This window comes from Diaphorobacter sp. MNS-0 (assembly GCF_019602835.1).
In the GTDB taxonomy this organism is placed as follows: Bacteria; Pseudomonadota; Gammaproteobacteria; order Burkholderiales; family Burkholderiaceae_C; genus Diaphorobacter; species Diaphorobacter nitroreducens.
In genome coordinates, this window is the sequence record NZ_CP080761.1 from 364,631 (window position 1) to 382,722 (window position 18,092).

At 68.6% G+C, this 18,092-nt stretch carries 14 protein-coding genes, 1 tRNA gene and 2 pseudogenes; 10 read left to right on the forward strand and 7 right to left on the reverse strand.

From position 1 onward, the window contains the following. Positions 1-2,912: pseudogene (locus K2L43_RS01765) on the forward strand (ligase-associated DNA damage response DEXH box helicase). A 3-nt stretch (positions 2,913-2,915) separates the two neighbouring features. Then, positions 2,916-3,590 carry a ligase-associated DNA damage response endonuclease PdeM gene (gene pdeM / locus K2L43_RS01770; protein ID WP_220638381.1) on the forward strand — a complete coding sequence of 225 codons (675 nt, stop codon included), beginning with the start codon at positions 2,916-2,918 and terminating at the stop codon, positions 3,588-3,590. 48 nt (positions 3,591-3,638) lie between these two features. Here pdeM and K2L43_RS01775 read toward each other — a convergent pair whose 3' ends face one another. From K2L43_RS01775 to K2L43_RS01785, 3 genes are read right to left on the reverse strand one after another with little or no spacing between them, the layout of a single operon-like run. Continuing rightward, on the reverse strand, positions 3,639-4,190 hold the full coding sequence (locus K2L43_RS01775) for a TPM domain-containing protein (protein WP_172205532.1): 552 nt from the start codon (positions 4,188-4,190) through the stop codon (positions 3,639-3,641). A gap of 25 nt (positions 4,191-4,215) precedes the next feature. Next, entirely contained in the window at positions 4,216-5,118 is a 903-nt protein-coding gene (locus tag K2L43_RS01780) for a YgcG family protein (protein ID WP_011803779.1), read from the reverse strand. Positions 5,119-5,139: 21 nt separating this feature from the next. Beyond that, positions 5,140-5,745 (reverse strand): LemA family protein, encoded by a 606-nt coding sequence (locus K2L43_RS01785; RefSeq protein ID WP_012655384.1) that lies wholly within the window; start codon positions 5,743-5,745, stop codon positions 5,140-5,142. Positions 5,746-5,889: 144 nt separating this feature from the next. Here K2L43_RS01785 and K2L43_RS01790 point away from each other — a divergent pair, with 144 nt between their 5' ends. The 3 genes from K2L43_RS01790 (at position 5,890) to K2L43_RS01800 (ending at position 7,996) form a co-directional block, all read left to right on the forward strand. Further along, the gene (locus K2L43_RS01790) at positions 5,890-6,339 is read left to right on the forward strand and encodes a nuclear transport factor 2 family protein (protein ID WP_011803781.1); all 450 of its coding nucleotides are present in this window, start codon (positions 5,890-5,892) and stop codon (positions 6,337-6,339) included. Positions 6,340-6,411: 72 nt separating this feature from the next. Next, complete coding sequence (locus K2L43_RS01795) at positions 6,412-7,416, forward strand: YheT family hydrolase (protein ID WP_220638382.1); 1,005 nt, start codon at positions 6,412-6,414, stop codon at positions 7,414-7,416. Positions 7,417-7,456: 40 nt separating this feature from the next. Beyond that, positions 7,457-7,996 carry a DUF2946 family protein gene (locus tag K2L43_RS01800; RefSeq protein WP_011803783.1) on the forward strand — a complete coding sequence of 180 codons (540 nt, stop codon included), beginning with the start codon at positions 7,457-7,459 and terminating at the stop codon, positions 7,994-7,996. Between the two features lie 79 nt (positions 7,997-8,075). Here the strand turns inward: K2L43_RS01800 and K2L43_RS01805 are convergent, their stop codons facing one another. The 4 genes from K2L43_RS01805 to K2L43_RS01820 form a co-directional block, all read right to left on the reverse strand. Further along, entirely contained in the window at positions 8,076-8,615 is a 540-nt protein-coding gene (locus tag K2L43_RS01805) for a cytochrome c5 family protein (RefSeq protein WP_012655387.1), read from the reverse strand. Positions 8,616-8,735: 120 nt separating this feature from the next. After that, entirely contained in the window at positions 8,736-10,178 is a 1,443-nt protein-coding gene (locus tag K2L43_RS01810) for an efflux transporter outer membrane subunit (protein ID WP_220638383.1), read from the reverse strand. A gap of 24 nt (positions 10,179-10,202) precedes the next feature. After that, positions 10,203-13,358 (reverse strand): efflux RND transporter permease subunit, encoded by a 3,156-nt coding sequence (locus K2L43_RS01815; protein WP_220638384.1) that lies wholly within the window; start codon positions 13,356-13,358, stop codon positions 10,203-10,205. Between the two features lie 18 nt (positions 13,359-13,376). Then, a complete protein-coding gene (locus K2L43_RS01820; RefSeq protein ID WP_255580510.1) occupies positions 13,377-14,687 on the reverse strand; it encodes an efflux RND transporter periplasmic adaptor subunit in 1,311 nt (436 codons plus the stop codon). 171 nt (positions 14,688-14,858) lie between these two features. Between K2L43_RS01820 and K2L43_RS01825 the strand changes: the two genes are divergently transcribed. The 5 genes and pseudogenes from K2L43_RS01825 to K2L43_RS19175 all read left to right on the forward strand — a co-directional run bounded on the left by K2L43_RS01825 (position 14,859) and on the right by K2L43_RS19175 (position 18,007). Continuing rightward, complete coding sequence (locus K2L43_RS01825) at positions 14,859-15,479, forward strand: TetR family transcriptional regulator (RefSeq protein ID WP_220638385.1); 621 nt, start codon at positions 14,859-14,861, stop codon at positions 15,477-15,479. Between the two features lie 53 nt (positions 15,480-15,532). Beyond that, a tRNA-Arg gene (locus K2L43_RS01830) sits at positions 15,533-15,608 on the forward strand. Positions 15,609-15,776: 168 nt separating this feature from the next. Beyond that, the gene (locus K2L43_RS01835; RefSeq protein ID WP_012655392.1) at positions 15,777-16,106 is read left to right on the forward strand and encodes a KGG domain-containing protein; all 330 of its coding nucleotides are present in this window, start codon (positions 15,777-15,779) and stop codon (positions 16,104-16,106) included. A 211-nt stretch (positions 16,107-16,317) separates the two neighbouring features. Continuing rightward, the gene (locus tag K2L43_RS01840) at positions 16,318-16,779 is read left to right on the forward strand and encodes a hypothetical protein (RefSeq protein ID WP_012655393.1); all 462 of its coding nucleotides are present in this window, start codon (positions 16,318-16,320) and stop codon (positions 16,777-16,779) included. A 63-nt stretch (positions 16,780-16,842) separates the two neighbouring features. Next, positions 16,843-18,007, forward strand: a pseudogene (locus K2L43_RS19175) (zinc-dependent alcohol dehydrogenase). The last annotated feature ends 85 nt before the right edge of the window (positions 18,008-18,092 follow it).

Genomic DNA, 18,092 nt, shown 5'->3' on the forward strand with positions numbered 1-18,092 from the left:
ATGCCTTGGCCGCGCGGTGCAACGGGGGGTGCCGTGACCGCCCCGCGCTTCCCCCTCGCGTCGGGCTGGCTGGCCACGCGCGGCTGGGCGCCATTCGCCTTCCAGCGCCAGGTGTGGCGCGCCATCGCGCAGGGACGCTCGGGCCTGCTACATGCCACCACGGGCGCCGGCAAGACTTATGCGGTGTGGCTAGGGGCGCTGCAGGCCTTCGCTGAATGGGAGTCAAAACGGCCTGTAGCGCCCGTCCATCCAGCGCTAAGCGCTATTACTAGCGAAGCGGCACCGCGGACCGCACCACTCACCGTGCTGTGGATCACGCCCATGCGCGCGCTGGCCGCCGACACGCTGCGTGCGCTGGCGGCGCCGCTGCAGGCCCTGGCCGCACAGCATGCCGGCCTGGCGCGCTGGAGCCTGGGCGCACGCACGGGCGATACCGGCAGCGCCGAACGCAGCGCCCAGGCGCGGCGTCTGCCCACGGTGCTCGTCACCACCCCCGAAAGCCTGTCGCTGCTGCTGGCGCGCGCGGACGCGCGCGAGCAACTGGCCCGCGTGCGCCTGGTGGTGGCGGATGAATGGCACGAGCTGCTGGGCAACAAACGCGGCGTGCAGGTGCAGTTGGCGCTGGCGCGGCTCGCGGGCTGGAACCCGCGGCTCCTGGTCTGGGGCATGTCGGCCACGCTGGGCAACCTGCCCGAGGCCATGCAGACGCTGCTGGGCCGGGAGGGCGGCACGCTGGTGCGCGGCCGCGTGGAAAAGCGCCTGGTGGTGGACACCCTGCTGCCCGAGCGGCCCGAGCGCTTCACCTGGGCCGGCCACCTGGGCCTGGCCATGCTGCCGGCGGTGGTGCGCGCGCTGGAGGAGTCGCCCGGCACCACGCTGGTGTTCGTCAACGTGCGCTCGCAGGCTGAGCAGTGGTACCAGGCGCTGCTGGATGCGCGGCCGGACTGGGCGGGGCAGATCGCCATCCACCACGGCTCGCTGGACCGTGCTGTGCGCGAATGGGTGGAGGCGGGGCTCAAGAGCGGCAGCCTGCGCGCCGTGGTCTGCACCAGCAGCCTGGACCTGGGTGTGGACTTTCTGCCGGTGCAGCGCGTGCTGCAGATCGGCTCGGCCAAGGGCGTGGCGCGCCTGCTGCAGCGCGCCGGCCGCTCGGGCCACGCACCAGGGCGGCCCTCGCGCATCACGCTGGTGCCCACGCACAGCCTGGAACTGGTGGAGGCCGCCGCCGCGCGCGCCGCGGTGCATGCCGGGCGGGTGGAAAAACGCGTCTCGCCGCACCAGCCCGTCGATGTGCTGGTGCAGCACCTGGCCACGGTGGCGCTGGGCGGGGGCTTCGAGCCCGAGGCGCTGTATGCCGAGGTGCGCCGCACGGCCGCGTACCGCACGCTGCCGCGCGGCGTGTGGCAGTGGTGCCTGGACTTCGTTGCGCGTGGCGGCAGCGCCCTGGCGGCCTACCCGGACTACCGCCGTGTCGTGCCGGACGAGAACGGTGTGTGGCGCCTGCCCGATGCGCGCCTGGCACGCCGCCACCGCGCCAACATCGGCACCATCGTGAGCGATGCCAGCATGCAGGTGCAGATTCTGCGGGGCGCTCGCCTGGGCGCGGTGGAAGAGGGCTTCATCGCGCGGCTGTCGCCGGGCGATTGCTTCGTGTTCGCCGGGCAGGTGCTGGAACTGGTGCGCACGCGCGAGATGACCGCCTTCGTGCGGCGCGCGCCGGGGCGCCAGCCACGGTGCCGCGCTGGAACGGCTCGCGCATGCCGCTGTCCACCGTGCTGGCCGACTACGTGGTGCAACAGCTCGCGCAGGCGGGGCGGGGCCGCTACGCCAGCCCCGAGCTGCGCGCCGTGCGCCCGCTGCTGGAGGTGCAGCGCCGCTGGTCCGCCCTGCCCACGCCGGGCACGCTGCTGGCCGAGACGCTGCGCACGCGCGAGGGCTGGCACCTGTTCCTCTACCCGTTCGCCGGCCGGCATGCGCACATCGGGCTGGCCAGCCTGTTCGCCTGGCGCGCGGCCCAGGGGGTGCCGGGCACCTTCTCGATCGCGGTGAACGACTATGGGTTGGAGCTGCTGTCCGCCACAGAACGCGACTGGCCGGCCTTGCTGCCCGACCTGCTGCGCACCGACGCCGCCGCGCCGCAGGCCGCCCGGCAGGCGCACGCCCTGGCGCCCGACGAGGCGCTGGCCATTCGCAACACTGCCAACGCCACGGCGCCCGAGTCGGTGCCGCAAGAGCGTGACGCGCGCGCAGCGTTGCTGCACGAGGTGCTGGCCAGCCTCAACGCCACCGAGATGGCGCGCCGGCGCTTTCGCGAGATTGCGCGCGTGGCGGGGCTCATCTTTCAAAGCCACCCGGGCGAGCAGCGCAGTGCGCGCCAGCTGCAGGCGTCTTCCCAGTTGTTCTTCGAGGTCTTTCGGCGTTATGACGCGGGCAACCTGCTGCTGCGCCAGGCCGACCAGGAAGTGCTGAGCCAGGAGCTGGACGTGGCACAGCTGCTGGCGACGCTCACACGCATGCAGGCGCAGCAGCTCATGGTGCAGCCTCTCGTGCGACCCGGGCCGCTGGCCTTTCCGCTGATGGTGGAGCGCTTTCGCGAGCAGCTCAGCAACGAGGCGCTGGCCGACCGCATCGCGCGCATGCTGGGCGACATGGAAGCCGCCGCCAGCGCGCGCAAACCCGTACCCGCCCCACCGGTGCAGGACGTCGTGCCCCCTGACCCGGCGCGCCGCCGGCGCGCCGCCCCCCCGGCCGCGCCACCGCGGCAGGAAGCATCGTCCGCCGTCACCGACGCACTGCGCGGCACGCTGGACTTTGCCGATGCCTCCGAGGGCACGGGCGCCGCGCCGGCCGCGGCGCGGGGCCGTTCCCCGCGCCGCGCGCGCAAACCTTCGCGCCCGTTGCCGCGCCTGTGACCCATGCATGCGCCTGATCCGCCCGCCGACCTGGCCGTGGACCTGGCCGGCACCACCGTGTGGCTGCTGCCCGAGCGCGCGCTGTGGTGGCCGGAGGGCGCCATGCTGTGCCTGGCCGACCTGCACCTGGGCAAGGCCGCCACCTTCCGCGCGCGCGGCCTGCCCGTGCCCGCGGGCACCACGCAGGGCAACCTGGCTCGGCTGGCGCAGTTGCTGGCGCGCCACTCCGGCGTGCAGCGCCTGGTGGTGCTCGGCGACTTCCTGCATGCGGCCGAGGCCCACGCGCCCGCGCTGCTGCGCGCGTTGGCCGCTTGGCGCGAGGACCATGCGGCACTGGAACTGGTGCTGGTGCGCGGCAACCACGACCGCCACGCGGGCGACCCGCCGGCGTGGCTGGGCGCACGCATCGTGGAGGAGCCTTGGTCTCTGGGACCTTTCGCCTGCTGCCACCATCCACAGCACCGCGCGGGGCAGTGGGTGCTGGCCGGACACCTGCACCCCACGGCCGTGCTGTACGGCGGCGGGCGCGATGCGTTGCGCATGCCCTGTTTCGTGGCGGAGCCGGGACTGCTGGTGTTGCCGGCTTTTGGCGAGTTCACCGGCGGCCATGCCGTGCCCGCCGCGCCGGGGCGCCAGCGCTTCGCGGTGGGGGCGGGGCGCGTCTGGGCGCTGCCCTGAAGGAGTGATCGAAAAGGGAGTTCCGCCTCGCAAGGCGTGCTCTGGTACTCAGTCCACCGTGCCCGGGATGACGGGAGCGTCGGGCAGCTCGTTCGGCCAGTCCACGCCCTCGGTGGCCGGGAAGTGCTCCACGAGCAGCGCAGAGACCTCGCTCAGCGCCTGGGTCAGACCGTCCTCGTACCGGCCTTGGCGGAAAGCCTCGGCCATGTGCGACACCATGCTGCGCCATGTCGCCGGGGGCACGCGGCGCGCCAGAGCGCGGTCGGCCACGATCTCGATGGCATGCTCGGCCAGCATCAGGTAGATGAGCACGCCGTTGTTGTGTTCGGTGTCCCACACACGCAGCTTGCCGAACTGCGTGACCGCGCGCTCGCGCGCCGTGGCGCCGCGCCACAGGTACGACAGCGGCAGGCCGCCTTCCACGCAGATGCGGATCTGGCCGGTGTGGCGGCGCTCGCTGGCGGCCACGCGCTGGCCCAGGCGCTCCAGCACCTCGGGTGGCAGGGCCTGGTGCAGGCCGCCGTCGGACCAACGGTGCCGCAGCAGCCGCGCCAGGCGCGCCAGCACGCCGGAAGGTGGGGATGAAGAGGGTGTGACCATGGTGTTTCGCTCTGTGCTTGCCGCCCTACCAGTCGCCCGATGCACCGCCGCCGCCGAAATCTCCGCCGCCGCCCGAGCCGAATCCACCACCGCCTCCACCGCCCCAGCCACCGCCGTGACCGCCTCCCCAGCCGCCGCCGTGCCACACCACGGGGCCGCCGCGGCCCGCAAAGATCCAGGTGTAGAGCAGCGCCAGCAGCCCCGCGCCACCCGCCAGCAGCAGGCTGGAGGTGACGATGAAGGCCAGGAACCCAGCGCCGCCGCCCATCACCAGGCCGCCCAGGCGCTGGCCGAACAGCCGGCGCACCACGGGGCCCGCCACCATCACGCCGAAGAAGAGGAAGACGGCCAGGTCTGTCCAGTCAAAGCCCGCGGACGCGCCGCGGCCCTGCCCGTCGCCTTGCTGGCTGCTTTGCGGCGCGGGCAGGTTTTCGCCCGCGATGCGCGCGCCGATCTGCTGCACCGCGGCGTCCAGCCCGCCGGCAAAGTCGCCCTCGCGAAAGCGCGGCTTCATCGCGCCGTCGATGATGCGCGCGGCGGCGATGTCGGGTATGGCGCCTTCCAGCGCCTTGGCCACCTCGATGCGCATGCGCCGGTCGTCCTTGGCCACGACCACCAGCACGCCATCGCCCACGTCCTTGCGGCCGATCTTCCAGGCGTTGCTCACGCGGTTGGCGAAGGCGGCGATGTCCTCGGGCGCGGTGGTGGGCACCATCAGCACCACCACCTGCGAGCCGTGCTGCTGCTCGATGGCGGCCAGCCGCGCCTCCAGCCTCTGGCGCTGCGCGTCGTTCAGCGTGCCGGTCTGGTCGATCACGCGCGCCTGCAGCGCAGGCACCGCGCGCAGCGGCTGCGCGGTGGCGGGGAGGGCTCCGATAGCTACAAGAAATATAGCTATCAGCGCTTGAAGGGCAAGCGCTAGCGGCATATTTTGCTTACAACCCCGATGTCAGGGCTTGGAGGCGGGTGCGGGGCTGGAGAAATCCACCTGGGGCGGCGCAGAGATCTCGGCCTCGTTCGCCACCGTGAAGCTGGGCTTGGGTTCATAGCCGAACACCATGGCCGTGAGGTTGGTGGGGAAGCTGCGTGCGAGCACGTTGTACTCCTGCACGGTCTGGATGTAGCGGTTGCGTGCCACGGTGATGCGGTTCTCGGTGCCCTCCAGCGTCACGCGCAGGTCGCGGAAGGCCTGGTTGGCCTGCAGCTGCGGGTAACGCTCGGCCACCACCATCAGGCGCGACAGCGCGCTGGACAGCTCGCCCTGCGCCTGCTGGAACTTGTTGAACGCCTCGGGGTTGTTGAGGGTTTCGGGCGTCACCTGGATCGAGGTGGCCTTGGCGCGCGCCTCGATCACCTTGGTCAGCGTCTCCTGCTCGAACGCCGCCTCGCCCTTGACGGTGGCCACGATGTTGGGCACCAGGTCGGCGCGGCGCTGGTACTGGTTGAGCACTTCGCTCCACGCGGCCTTGGACTGCTCGTCCAGGCGCTGGAAGTCGTTGTAGCCGCAGCCCGAGAGGGCCAGCACGGCGGAAAGCATGGCGATGAGTCGTTTCATGGTGAAGAGGCCTTTTCAATGCAGAAGAAAGACGGGCGGCACGGCGCCGCGCATGCCCATCATTGTGCATGCATCGGCCAGGCGCATGACAGGGCCATCGAACGGCACAATACGCGGCTGGGTTGCAACCACCGACACTTCGCCATGCCCCGAACCCCGCTGCGCGCGGCCGCCCTGGCCGGTTCCCCCGACGATCTGGAAGCCGCGTTCTACGACGCCCTGCAAGCCGGCGACGTGGAGCGCGTGATGGCCTGCTGGGCCGACGAGGACGACATCGTCTGTGTGCACCCCGGCGCCGCGCGCCACGTGGGGCCCGCCGCCATCCGCGCGGCGTTCGCCACCTTGCTGCAGCAGGGCGGCCTCAACGTGCATCCCGCGCAGGTGATGCGCGTGCAGGCCCTGGCGAGTGCCGTGCACAGCGTGCTGGAACATGTGCGTGTGATGCTGCCCGACGGTCCGCGCGAGGCCGTGGTACAGGCCACCAACGTCTACCACAAGACCCCGCAAGGCTGGCGCCTGGTGGCGCACCATGCCAGCGCCGCCGGCATGCACGAGGCCGAGGGCGCTGCGCCCGCCGGGCACCTGCTGCATTGATGCCAAGCCTTTGATGGGCTGGTTTATGGGTCAAATGGGCCTCTAGCACAATACCAGCAAGCGCTGCCAGCTATGAAATATGAAGCGCCTTGGTGGCTGCCCGGCGGCCATGCACAGACCATCTGGCCCGCGCTGTGGGCGCGGCGCACGCTGGGGCCGCCGCCGGCCTATGTGCGCGAGCGCTGGCTGGCGCCCGACGGCGACTTCGTGGACGTGGACTTCCTGCGGCCGTGTGCCGCGGCGGGCGCGGCCCCCGCGCCGCTGCTGGTGCTGTTCCATGGACTGGAAGGCTCGTCGCGCAGCCACTATGCGCAGGCCTTCGCCGGCGTGGCCCGCGAGCGCGGCTGGGGTTTTGCCGTGCCGCATTTTCGCGGCTGCAGCGGCGAGATCAACCGCGCGCCGCGCGCCTACCATTCGGGCGACCATGAAGAGATCGACTGGATCCTCCGGCGCCTGGCCGGGTTGCAGCGGACCGGCGGTGGGGCGCGGGCGCCGCTGCTGGCCGTGGGGGTGTCGCTGGGCGGCAATGCGCTGATGCGCTGGGCCGGCGAGCAGGGCGGCAGCGCGCTCGCCAGCGCGGACGCCATCGCCAGCGTGTGCGCTCCGCTGGACCTGGCGGCCGGCGGCCACGCCATCGGGCGGGGCTTCAACCGGCAGGTGTACACGCGCATGTTCCTGCGCACCATGGTGCCCAAGGCGCTGGCCAAGCTGGCGCAGTACCCCGGCCTGTTCGACCGCGCGGCCCTGCTGGCCGCGCGCGATCTGCACGCTTTTGACGACATCTTCACCGCGCCGCTGCACGGCTTTCGCGATGCGGACGACTACTGGCGCCGCGCGTCGGCCAAGCCGCTGCTGCCTGCGGTGCGCGTGCCGGCGCTGCTGGTCAATGCGCGCAACGATCCCTTCGTGCCCGGCGCCAGCCTGCCGCGCGACGGTGAGGTGGCGCCCGTGGTCACGCTCTGGCAGCCGGCGCATGGCGGCCACGTCGGCTTTGCGCAGGGCGCCTGGCCCGGCCATGTGCGCGCCCTGCCCGAAGCCGTGGCCGCCTGGCTGGCCGACCACGCGGCGCTGGGGTGAATACCTGCGGGGGCGCGGACGAGGGCGCACAATCGCTGTCATGGATGACATCGTCAAGCAGGCCATCGCCAAATGGCCCAACGTGCCGGCCTGCTACGGCTGGCTGGGGCTGGATGCGCGCGGCCACTGGTACCTGCGCGATGACGCCGTGCAGTTACAGGGCGGCTTCGCCGTGGCGCGCGGAACGCGGCTGGAGCATGCCAAGCTGATCGAATTCATCCACCGCAACTATGAGGCGGATGGTGAAGGCCGCTGGTTCTTCCAGAACGGACCGCAGCGCGTCTATGTGGAACTGGAGGCCACACCGCTGATCTGGCGTCTGGGCGCCGACGGCGAGCCCGTGGCGCACACCGGCCGGCCGGCCGGTCGGGTGAATGAGTGCCTGGTGGACGAGGCCGGCCGCGTGTACCTGGCCTGCACCGCCGGCCTGGGCCTGGTGCACAGCCTGGATGTGGAGGCGTTGGCGCGCCAGATCGATCAGGGCCGCTGGACGCCACGCGAGGTGCTGGCGGCCGACCTGCCCGGTGCCTACGGCTTTGTGCCGAGCCCGCAGGCGGCTGCGGGCCCACTGCCTGCGTAACGCGCCGCACTGCAGAAAACCCCCTGCCAGAAACCAACAAGCCGGCACGCGGCCGGCTTGTGACGAGGCGAAAAGTGCCTTAGTTGGAGGCAGGTGCGCTCGCAGCGGCCGCGCCGCCTTCGGCGCCGGGACGGTTGGGCTCCTCGAACTTGGCGCCGGCGGCATTGGCCATGTAGGCCACGCCGCGCGCGATCTCGGTGTCGTCGAAGTCGCCGCCACCTTGCGGTGCCATGGCGCCCTTGCCCTTGAGGGCCGATTGCACCAGGGCTTCGAAGCCCGTGGCAATGCGCGGCGCCCAGGCGGCGGCGTCGCCCAGCTTGGGCGCGCCCGCGGCGCCGGTGGCGTGACAGGCGGCACACTGCCCCTGGAAGACGGCTTCGCCTGTGCGCAGCGGGCGGTTGGCGTCGCGCACCTCGACGTTGCCGATCTTCTGGATGCGCTGGGCCACGGCCAGTTCGGGGTTGGCGGAGCCGGCCGCCGGCTTCTTGTCGGCCGTGACGAACAGCACCAGGCCGATGATGGCGAACACCGGGAGCACAAACGCAAAAATGACGGTGACCAGGAGTTGCTTGGGGTTCTTGATCGGTCCGGTATGCGCTTCGTCGTGGGTGTCGCTCATGGGATCCTCTGGTGATTCTGTTGTACTGGGGGCTGAAGGGAAAAGACTTTTCGATTATAGGAGCGCGCTCCACGCCCGCCCGTTGGGGAAAAAACGGGCAGGCGCGCGTCGTGACCTATGTCAGGAGCGTGGGGTCTCTTCGGCGGGAGCGGTCCAGCCGCCGCCCAGCACCTTGTAGAGCGTCACCTGGTTCTGCAGTTGCTGCAGGCGTGTCACCACCAGCGACTGCTCGGTGGCGAACAGCGAGCGCTGCGCATCCAGCAGGTCCAGGTAGCTGGCCACGCCGTTGCGATAGCGCAGGTCCGACAGCTCGAAGCGTTTGGCATCCGCCTGCGCCTGGGCACGCTGGGCGTCGACCTGCTCCTGCAGCGTGGCCTGGCCGGCCAGGGCGTCGGACACCTCGCGGAACGCGGTCTGGATGGATTTCTCATACTGGGCCACGGCGATTTCGCGGCCCGCGCGCGCGGACTCCAACCCCGCCTGGTTGCGGCCGGCATCGAAGATCGGCAGGGCCAGCTGCGGCGCCAGAGAGAACGCCCACGAGCCGCTCTTGAACAGCCCCGACAGCTCATCGCTCACGGTGCCGAACTGGGCCGTGAGCGAGATGCGCGGGAAAAACGCCGCGCGCGCCGCGCCGATGTTGGCGTTGGCGCCGATCAACTGCTGCTCGGCCATGCGCACGTCCGGGCGGCGCACCAGCAGGTCGGAAGGCAGGCCCGCGGGCAGCGCCTGCATGGGCGTGGCGTCGGCCAGGCGCGAGGAGGGCAGGCTGGCACGGATGTCGTCGGGCAGCGGCTGGCCCAGCAGCAGGACCAGCGCGTTTTCATCGAGCATGCGCTGGCGCTGCTGCTGCGCATAGGTGGCGCGCGCGGCCTGGGCCAGGCTCTCGGCCTGGCGGTTGTCGAGCTCGGAGCTCACGCCGTTCTCCAGGCGCAGGCGTGTGAGCTTGACCGACTCATCGCGCGTTTCCAGCGTGCGACGCGAGATGTCGAGCAGCTCCTCGTCGGCCATCAGTGTGAGCCAGCCCGAGGCCACGGCCGCCACCAGGCTGATCTGCGCCGACTTGCGCGCCTCGTCCGTGGCCAGGTACTGGGCCAGGGCCTGCTCCTTGAGGGCCGCCACGCGCCCGAAGAAGTCGATCTCCCAGGCAGAGATGCCCAAACCCACCTGGAACTGATTGGCGTAGCTGCCCGTGGTCGCGCTGGGCTGGCGCGTGCCGCTGGCGATGGCGTTGACCGTGGGGAACTGGTTGGCGCGCTGGATCTGGAATTGCGCGCGCGCCTGCTCGACATTGAGCATGGCCACGCGCAGGTCGCGGTTGTTGTCCAGGGCGATGCCGATGAGCCGCTGCAGGCGCGGGTCGGTGAAGTAGTCCTTCCAGTCGATGCTGGCGGCGCTCTGGGTGGCTGCAGCGCTGGCACTTGCCAGCGGGTAGGTTGGCGGCACTGGCGCCGCGGGCCGCTCGTAGTGCGGGATGAAGCTGCATCCGGCCAGCAGTACCGCTGCCGTCAGGGTGGACAGGGCACGCGCCGGGCGCGTGCTGTGCAGGTTGTGCTTGTGCATGGTGTCTTGCTCCGGCGGGGGGCTTCAGGCTTCTGTGCCGCTGCTGCTGTGCTGCTGGGCCAGTTTGGCGTCGTGATCGTGCTGTCGCTCGCTGCCCCGGAACAGGCTGCGCACCACCACAAAGAACACGGGCACGAAAACCACGGCGAGGACGGTACCGGTGATCATGCCGCCGACCACACCGGTGCCGATGGCGCGCTGGCTGGCCGAGCTCGCGCCGGAGGCCAGATACAGCGGCACGACGCCCAGCGTGAACGCCAGCGAGGTCATGACGATGGGGCGAAAGCGCAGGTGGGCGGCTTCCAGCGCGGCCTCGATGATGTTCTTGCCCTGGGCCTGCAGGTCCTTGGCAAATTCGACGATCAGGATGGCGTTCTTGGCCGACAGACCAATGATGGTCACCAGACCGATCTGGAAGTACACGTCGTTGGACATGCCGCGCAGCAGCACGCCCAGCACCACGCCCAGCACGCCCAGCGGTACGACCAGCATCACCGAGAACGGAATGGACCAGCTCTCGTACAGCGCCGCCAGGCACAAAAACACAGCCAGCAGCGCGAACGCATACAGCACGAGGGCTTGCGAGCCGGCAAGTTTTTCCTCGCGGGACTGGCCGGTCCACTCAAAGCCAAAGCCTTCGGGTAGCTGGGAGGCAAGGCGCTCCATCTCTGCCATGGCGTCGCCCGTGCTGTAGCCCGGGGCGGCGTCACCGGCGATCTTCATCGACGGATAGCCGTTGTAGCGCACGGTCTGCATGGCGCCGGTGATCCAGCGCGTGGACGCAAACGTGGACAGGGGTAGCACCTGGCCCTTGTCGTTGAGGATAGGGATGTCGAGCACCGACTCGGGCTGCATGCGCGCAAACCCGTCGGCCTGCACCACTACCCGTTGCAGGCGGCCCTGGTTGGGGAAGTCGTTCACGTATGTGGAGCCCAGCGCCGTCGCCAGCGCGCTGGCGATGCGGTCGTAGGACACGCCCAGGGCGTTGGCCTTGTCGCGGTCGATGTCAATCTGCATCTGTGGCGCGTCCTCCATGCCGTCGGGGCGCACGGCGGCGAGCACCTTGCTTTGCGAGGCCATGCCCAGCAGCTGATTGCGTGCCGCCAGTAGCGCATCGTGACCCTTGCTGCCGCGGTCTTGCAGGCGGAAGGTGAAGCCGGACGCCGAGCCCAGTTCGGGGATGGGTGGCGGGCTGAGCGTGAAGATGAACGCATCGCGAAAGCCGCCCAGCGCGCCCATGGCGCGACCGGCCACGGCCTGCGCGGTCTGGTCGGGACCGGGGCGCTCGCTCCAGTCCTTGAGGGTGATGAAGGCCAGGCCGGCGTTTTGCCCCTGACCCGAGAACGAAAAGCCCGAAACGGTGACGATGTCGCGCACTTCAGGCTGTTTGAGCATGAACTCTTCCACCTTGGTCAATGCTGCACGGGTGCGCTCTTGCGAGGCGCCAGGGGGCAGTTGCACGTTGGAGATCAGAAAGCCCTGGTCTTCATTGGGCAGGAACGAGGTCGGCAGACGCATGTACACCACCGCCACCGCGCCCAGCAGCACGGCGTAGATGATCATCATGCGGCCGCTGCGGCGCACGAGCCTGGCCAGAAAGGACTCGTAGCTGTGCGTGGCGTGCTTGAAGGACCGGTTGAACCAGCCAAAGAAGCCTGTTTTGTCGTGGTGTCCCTCGGTCACGGGCTTGAGCAGGGTGGCGCACAGCGCGGGGGTGAGCGACAACGCCAGGAAGGCCGAAAATGCGATGGACGTGGCCATGGTGACCGCGAACTGGCGGTAAATGTTGCCCGTCGAGCCTGCAAAGAAGGCCAGCGGCACGAACACGGACACCAGCACCACGGTCATCCCGATCACGGCGCTGGAGATCTGGCCCATGGCCTTGCGCGTGGCTTGCAGCGGTGGCAGGCCTTCTTCAGCCATGATGCGCTCGACGTTTTCCACGACCACGATGGCGTCGTCCACCACGATGCCGATCACCAGCACCATGCCGAACATGGTCAGCACGTTGATCGAGAACCCCATGGCCAGCAGTGCGCCAAAGGTGCCCAGCAAGGCCACCGGCACCACGATGGTGGGGATGATGGTGTAACGGAAGTTCTGCAGGAACAGGAACATCACCAGAAACACCAGTCCGATCGCTTCAAGCAGGGTATAGACCACTTTTTCGATGGACACCGAGATGAAGGTGGAGGTGTCGTAGGGGATGGTGTAGGCCACGCCCTGCGGGAAGTACCTTTGAAGCTCGGCCAGCTTGGACTTGACGGCGTCGGCAGTGGCCAGCGCATTGGCGCTGGAGGTGAGCTGCACGCCCATGCCCACCGAGGGCGAGCCATTGAGCCGGCTGCTGAAGTTGTAGGTCTGCGCGCCCAGCTCGATACGCGCCACGTCTTTCAGGCGCACGGTGGAGCCGTCGGTGTTGGCGCGCAGGATGACGTTGCCAAACTCTTCGGGTGTGGACAGCTGGCCCTTCACGACAATGGTGGCCGATATGGTCTGGCCCGCTGGGCTGGGCAGCTCGCCCAGGTTGCCGGCGGACACCTGCACGTTTTGCGCGCGGATGGAGGCATTGACCTGATCCAGCGACAGGTTGAAACCCTTGAGCTTGGCCGGGTCGATCCAGATGCGCATGGCGCGCTCGGAGCCGAACTGCGTCACGCCGCCCACGCCAGGCAGGCGCTGGAGTTCGGGCACCACGTTGCGGGCAGCGTAGTCGTTGAGCGCGTCGATGTTTATGTCCGGGTTGTCGGACGTGAGGATGGAAAACAGCAGAAAGTTGGATCGCGATTTCTCGACGCGCACGCCTTGCTGGGTGACGGCCGCCGGCAGGCGCGGCGTGGCCCGCGACAGGCGGTTTTGCACATCCACCTGGGCCAGGTCGTCGTTGGTGCCGGGCTCGAAGCTCAGCACGATGGTGCCGGTGCCGTTGGCCTGGCTGGTGGTCTCCATGTAGGCCAGGCCGGTGGCGCCGTTCATCTCGCGCTCGATGACGGACAGCACGTTGTCTTCCAGTGTCTGCGCCGTTGCGCCGGGGTAGGCCACGGTCACCTGGATGGTGGGGGGAGCCACGGTGGGGTACTGTGCCACGGGCAGCTGGGTGATCGAGACAGCGCCGATCACCATGATGAAAATTGCGATCACCCACGCGAAGATGGGGCGCTCGATGAAGAACTTGGCCATGTGCCGCGCTCCTGTCTTTTATTGCTTTGCCGCCGCAGGGGCCGGCTGACTGGAGGCCGCCGAGGCGGGGGTGGCGGGCGCTGCCGGCGCGGATGCGGGTGCCGCGGCGGGCTGTTGGGCGGCGCCAGCAGCTTGCCAGGCGACGGGCTTGACAACGATGGGGTCGCCAGGCTTGCCGCGTGGCAGCTTCTGGAATCCGTCCACCATCACCTGCTCACCCGACTTCAGGCCCTCAAGCACCACCCAATGGGCGCCCTGGGCGGGCCCCAGCTTGACCACCCGCGGCGTGACATGGTTGTCCGCGCCCACCACCAGCACGGTGTCGGCCTTGCCCGATCGGGTGACGGCCTGCTGGGGCAGCAAGATGCCGTTGTCCACCTGCGCCTGCTCCAGGCGCACCCGCACGTACAGGCCGGGCAGCAGGGCGCGCTCGGGGTTGGGGACTTCGGCACGCAGGGTCACCTGGCCGCTGGTGGCGTCCACGGTGAGGTCGGTGAACAGCAGGCGGCCGGTCTGCGGATACACGCTGCCGTCTTCCAGCACCACGCGCACGTTGGCCGCATTGGCACCGGACTGCTTGTACTTGCCGCTGGCCATGGCGGCCTTCAGCTTGAGGGCCTCCGAGGCGGACTGCGTGAAGTTGATATACAGCGGGTCGATCTGCTGGATCACCGCCAGCTCGGTGGGTGTGCCCTGGCCCACCAGCGCGCCTTCCGTGACGAGGGCGCGGCCAATGCGGCCCGAAATCGGAGCGGTGACCGTCGCATAGCCCAGGTTGATGCGCGACGTGGTCAGCGCGGCCTTGGCGGCGGCAACATTGGCTTCGGCGGTTTTCTGCGCGGCGACCGCATTGTCGTATTCCTGCTTGCTGATGGCGTTGACGGCCACCAGCGGGCGATAGCGCTCGGCCAGCGCACGGCTTTGCGCCAGGCTCGCCTCGGCCTGGGCCACGCTGGCCTCGGCCTGGGCCACACTGGCCTGGTAGGGCGCGCTGTCGATCAGGAACAGTTGCTGGCCGGCCTTCACATCGCTGCCTTCCCTGAAGAGGCGCTTTTGCAGAATGCCCGCGGCCCGAGCGCGCACTTCGGCAACGCGCGACGCTTCCAGCCGGCCGGGCAATTCGGTGACCAGCCCGATGTCCCTCGGCTGCACGGTGACCACGCCCACCTCCGGTGCGCGGGGTGATGCGCCCGCGGCGGGGGCGTCGCTTTTCTGGCCGCAGGCGCCGAGCGCGAGGGCCGCTGCCAGCGCAACCGCGAGGGCTGCGGGGACAGGGGTACGCTGGAAGGGGCGGATAGCACGGGCTGTTGCGTTGTTCAGGCGAGGCATGGAAATCCTTTGACGGCGGTATGCGTTAGATGTTGTTTGAGACCGGCGGGTAATGATGACACGGGTGAATGACAGACGCGCAAAGGGGAATGATTATACATACATACATGAATGTATAATTACTTGGAAAGCGCGGCCGTTGCCGTATCCACGTTTTGGAGGTTCCCATCCATGGCACGACGTACCAAGGAAGATGCAGATGCTACGCGCAACAGCCTTTTGGATGCTGCCGAGCGCGTGTTCTACGAAAAAGGCGTGTCGCGCGCCTCGCTGAGCGACATTGCCCAGGCTGCGGGCGCCACGCGCGGCGCGATCTACTGGCATTTCAAGGACAAGGTGGACTTGTTCAACGCCATGATGGACCGGGTGACCCACCCGCTGGAGCAGGTGGGCAGCAAGAGCGCCAGCATGGCAACGCTGCCCCCGTTGGAGCGGTTGCGCTCCATGGTGGACTTCGTCCAGCGCACCATCGTCCAGGACGAGCGCACGCGCCGGGTGTTCGAGATCGCGTTGTACCGGGTCGAATACGTCAACGACCTCGCGGCGGTGCGCGACAACCATATCGAAGGCTGTGCAGATTTTTGCGCGCTGATCGAGGGTGAATTGCGTTCGGCGGCAGAAGACCATAACCTGCAATTGCCGATGGAACCACACACCGCCGCGATGGGTGTACAGGCACTGTTCGATGGCCTGCTGCAGTCCTGGCTGCTGACCCATGGACGCTTCGATCTGGTGACCGTCAGCCGAGGCGCCATCGACGCCTATCTGCGGGGGTTGGGTTTTCGTCTGTAGCCACGCCGCGTGCGATAATCCACCGCTTGTTCGCCATCGGGCGGACTTTCCCAGCGGCTGTAGCTCAGTGGATAGAGTATTGGCCTCCGAAGCCAAGGGTCGTGGGTTCGATCCCCGCCAGCCGCGCCAAATTCCCCAGCCCTTGTTCCCAAGGGCTTTTTTGTTCCCACCGTCCATTCGTCAAGCCGCGCCTACGGACGGGTAGTCCCTAGCCTACGGTTGGCCCTTTGCAGTCCCCCGACAGTGAACTTCACACGGCAGTTTCCGTGTGACTTGTTCAACTTACCGGAGATGGAAATGGCAAACACCAATCAGGGCAACCAGAACCAAGGCAACCGCAATCAGAGCCAGGGGAGCCGGGACAACAACCAAGGGCAGTCGGGCTCGGGGCGCGGATTTGCCTCGATGGACCCCGACCGCCAGCGCGAGATCGCCGCAGAGGGGGGGCGTGCAGCGCACGCTTCGGGCAACGCCCACGAGTTCACATCGCAGGAAGCCCGCGCCGCGGGAGCCAAGAGCCATGGCGGTGGGGGCAACAACGCCTCTTCCGGCTCGGGCAATACCCGGGGCAGCAGCAGCGAGCAGCAGGCGCGCGCCGGCAGCCAGAGCCACAAGAACGACCGTTGAGTCTGGCACGGGATCGGAGGCCCGCAGTAGGCAGGGCCTTCGATCCAGCCGGTGCCCCGCGCGGATCGGCACGCGCGCTTGAGCCCCAAGCTGTCAGCCATATAAGCGTGCTCCTACATCCCGTACGAGGGCATGTCCGCAGGATGAGACGTTTCAAATGTGATCGAACTCTGGTGGATACCGCATCTGGTCCGCACCCATAGGACTACCCATGACCACATCAACTCCCCATCCCTGGGGAACGAATCTGCAAAAAGCCCAGACCTTTCAACCGGACTGGGACAGTTACGTCGTCACGAAGGTCAAGCATGTGCGGGCGGCCTTGCTTTCCGGCATCGACACCTTCAGTGCGGAAGGCTTCACCGTGCCCATGGCCACCGGCTTCATCGAGCTGACGGGGATGCGCGCCGGGTCCTTCCGCACGTTTCTGAAGATCGGGTTTTCCGAGTCCAACCGCGTCATGCTGCCGACGTTCCAGTTGGTCGACAACGCGGCGGTGGGAACGCTGATCCTGCCTTCCCCCTGCTTTGGCTCGGCGCTCCAGTTCGTCAACAGTCCCATGGCCCATTTCCGCATCGGTGGCGATGGTCGCCGCAACGCGTTGGCAACGGACGTTACGCTGTTGAACAGCGCATTGATCGAGGCCGGCGAACCCGAAGGCATGGAAATCTGAACCCCGGCGCACAGCCCTGCGCGCCGTGCGCCCGGTGTCCCCGGCCATTGACGGAGTGATCGCATGAAAGCGCTCACCTACCAAGGCGCCAAGGACGTGCGCGTGGAAAACGTGCCCGACCCCGTGCTGCTCGCACAGGACGATGTGCTGCTGCGCGTCACTGCCACGGCCATCTGCGGCTCGGACCTGCATATCTACCGCGGAAAGATCCCTGGCATGAAGGACGGCGACATCCTCGGCCATGAATTCATGGGTATCGTGGAAGAGGTGGGCCCTGCAGTGACGGCGCTGCGCCCTGGTGATCGCGTGGTGGTGCCGTTCGTCATCGCCTGCGGGTCCTGCTTCTATTGCGACAAAACCCTGTTCGCGGCCTGCGAGAACACCAATCCGGGACGCGGCGCCATCCTCAACAAAAAGAACGCCACCGCGGGTGCAGGGCTGTTCGGCTACAGCCACCTCTACGGAGGTTACCCCGGCGGGCAGGCCGAGTACGTGCGGGTGCCGCACGGCAACGTCGGGCCGCTGAAGGTGCCCCAGGTGCTGAGCGACGAGCAGGTGCTTTTCCTGTCCGACATCCTTCCCACCGGCTACCAGGCGGCGGTCAATGCACAGATCGGGCGGGCTCTTCGGTGGCGATCTTCGGCGCGGGACCGGTGGGGCTGATGAGCGCGCCCTGGCGGCGCGCCTCCTGGGCGCGGAGCAGATCTTCATGGTGGACCATAACGAGTACCGGTTGCAGTTTGCCCAGGCCACGTACGGCGTGGTGCCCATCAACTTCGACAAGGACGAGGACCCGGCCGAAACCATTCTCTCGGCCACGGGTGGGCACGGCGTGGATGCCACGATCGACGCCGTGGGTTTCGAGGCCAAGGGCAGCGCGCTGGAGACGGCGCTCACCGCCGTGCGGCTGGAGGGTTCCAGCGGCACGGCGCTGCGCCAGTGCATCGCCGCGACGCGCCGCGGCGGAGTCCTCAGCGTGCCCGGGGTCTATGCCGGCTTCATCCACGGCTTCCTCTTGGGTGACGCCTTCGAGAAGGGGCTGACCTTCCGCATGGGGCAGACGCATGCGCAAAAGTACATGCCCCAGTTGCTGGAACACATCGCCAACGGCCGCATGCGGCCGGAGGTCATCATTTCCCACCGCATGAAGCTTGCGGATGCCGTGCGCGGCTATGAAATCTTCGAGAAGAAGGAAGAGGAGTGCCGCAAGGTGGTGTTGACGCCCTAGCGCGCTGCTACCCGCGCGTGCTGCTGCCCGCGTACGGTGAGGCCGGGCCAGGTTGGGCAGGCCACCGGCCGCCGGAGTCAGTCAT

Excerpts from the sequence above, each read along its gene's own strand:
- K2L43_RS01775 (WP_172205532.1), bottom strand. The coding sequence starts at position 4,190 with ATGGTCACACCCTCTTCATCCCCACCTTCCGGCGTGCTGGCGCGCCTG.
- K2L43_RS01840 (WP_012655393.1), top strand. The coding sequence starts at position 16,318 with ATGACCACATCAACTCCCCATCCCTGGGGAACGAATCTGCAAAAAGCC.
- K2L43_RS01820 (WP_255580510.1), bottom strand. The coding sequence starts at position 14,687 with ATGCCTCGCCTGAACAACGCAACAGCCCGTGCTATCCGCCCCTTCCAG.
- K2L43_RS01790 (WP_011803781.1), top strand. The coding sequence starts at position 5,890 with ATGCCCCGAACCCCGCTGCGCGCGGCCGCCCTGGCCGGTTCCCCCGAC.
- K2L43_RS01785 (WP_012655384.1), bottom strand. The coding sequence starts at position 5,745 with ATGAAACGACTCATCGCCATGCTTTCCGCCGTGCTGGCCCTCTCGGGC.
- K2L43_RS01780 (WP_011803779.1), bottom strand. The coding sequence starts at position 5,118 with ATGCCGCTAGCGCTTGCCCTTCAAGCGCTGATAGCTATATTTCTTGTA.
- K2L43_RS01795 (WP_220638382.1), top strand. The coding sequence starts at position 6,412 with ATGAAATATGAAGCGCCTTGGTGGCTGCCCGGCGGCCATGCACAGACC.
- K2L43_RS01810 (WP_220638383.1), bottom strand. The coding sequence starts at position 10,178 with ATGCACAAGCACAACCTGCACAGCACGCGCCCGGCGCGTGCCCTGTCC.
- K2L43_RS01825 (WP_220638385.1), top strand. The coding sequence starts at position 14,859 with ATGGCACGACGTACCAAGGAAGATGCAGATGCTACGCGCAACAGCCTT.
- K2L43_RS01800 (WP_011803783.1), top strand. The coding sequence starts at position 7,457 with ATGGATGACATCGTCAAGCAGGCCATCGCCAAATGGCCCAACGTGCCG.
- K2L43_RS01835 (WP_012655392.1), top strand. The coding sequence starts at position 15,777 with ATGGCAAACACCAATCAGGGCAACCAGAACCAAGGCAACCGCAATCAG.
- K2L43_RS01805 (WP_012655387.1), bottom strand. The coding sequence starts at position 8,615 with ATGAGCGACACCCACGACGAAGCGCATACCGGACCGATCAAGAACCCC.
- pdeM (WP_220638381.1), top strand. The coding sequence starts at position 2,916 with ATGCATGCGCCTGATCCGCCCGCCGACCTGGCCGTGGACCTGGCCGGC.
- K2L43_RS01815 (WP_220638384.1), bottom strand. The coding sequence starts at position 13,358 with ATGGCCAAGTTCTTCATCGAGCGCCCCATCTTCGCGTGGGTGATCGCA.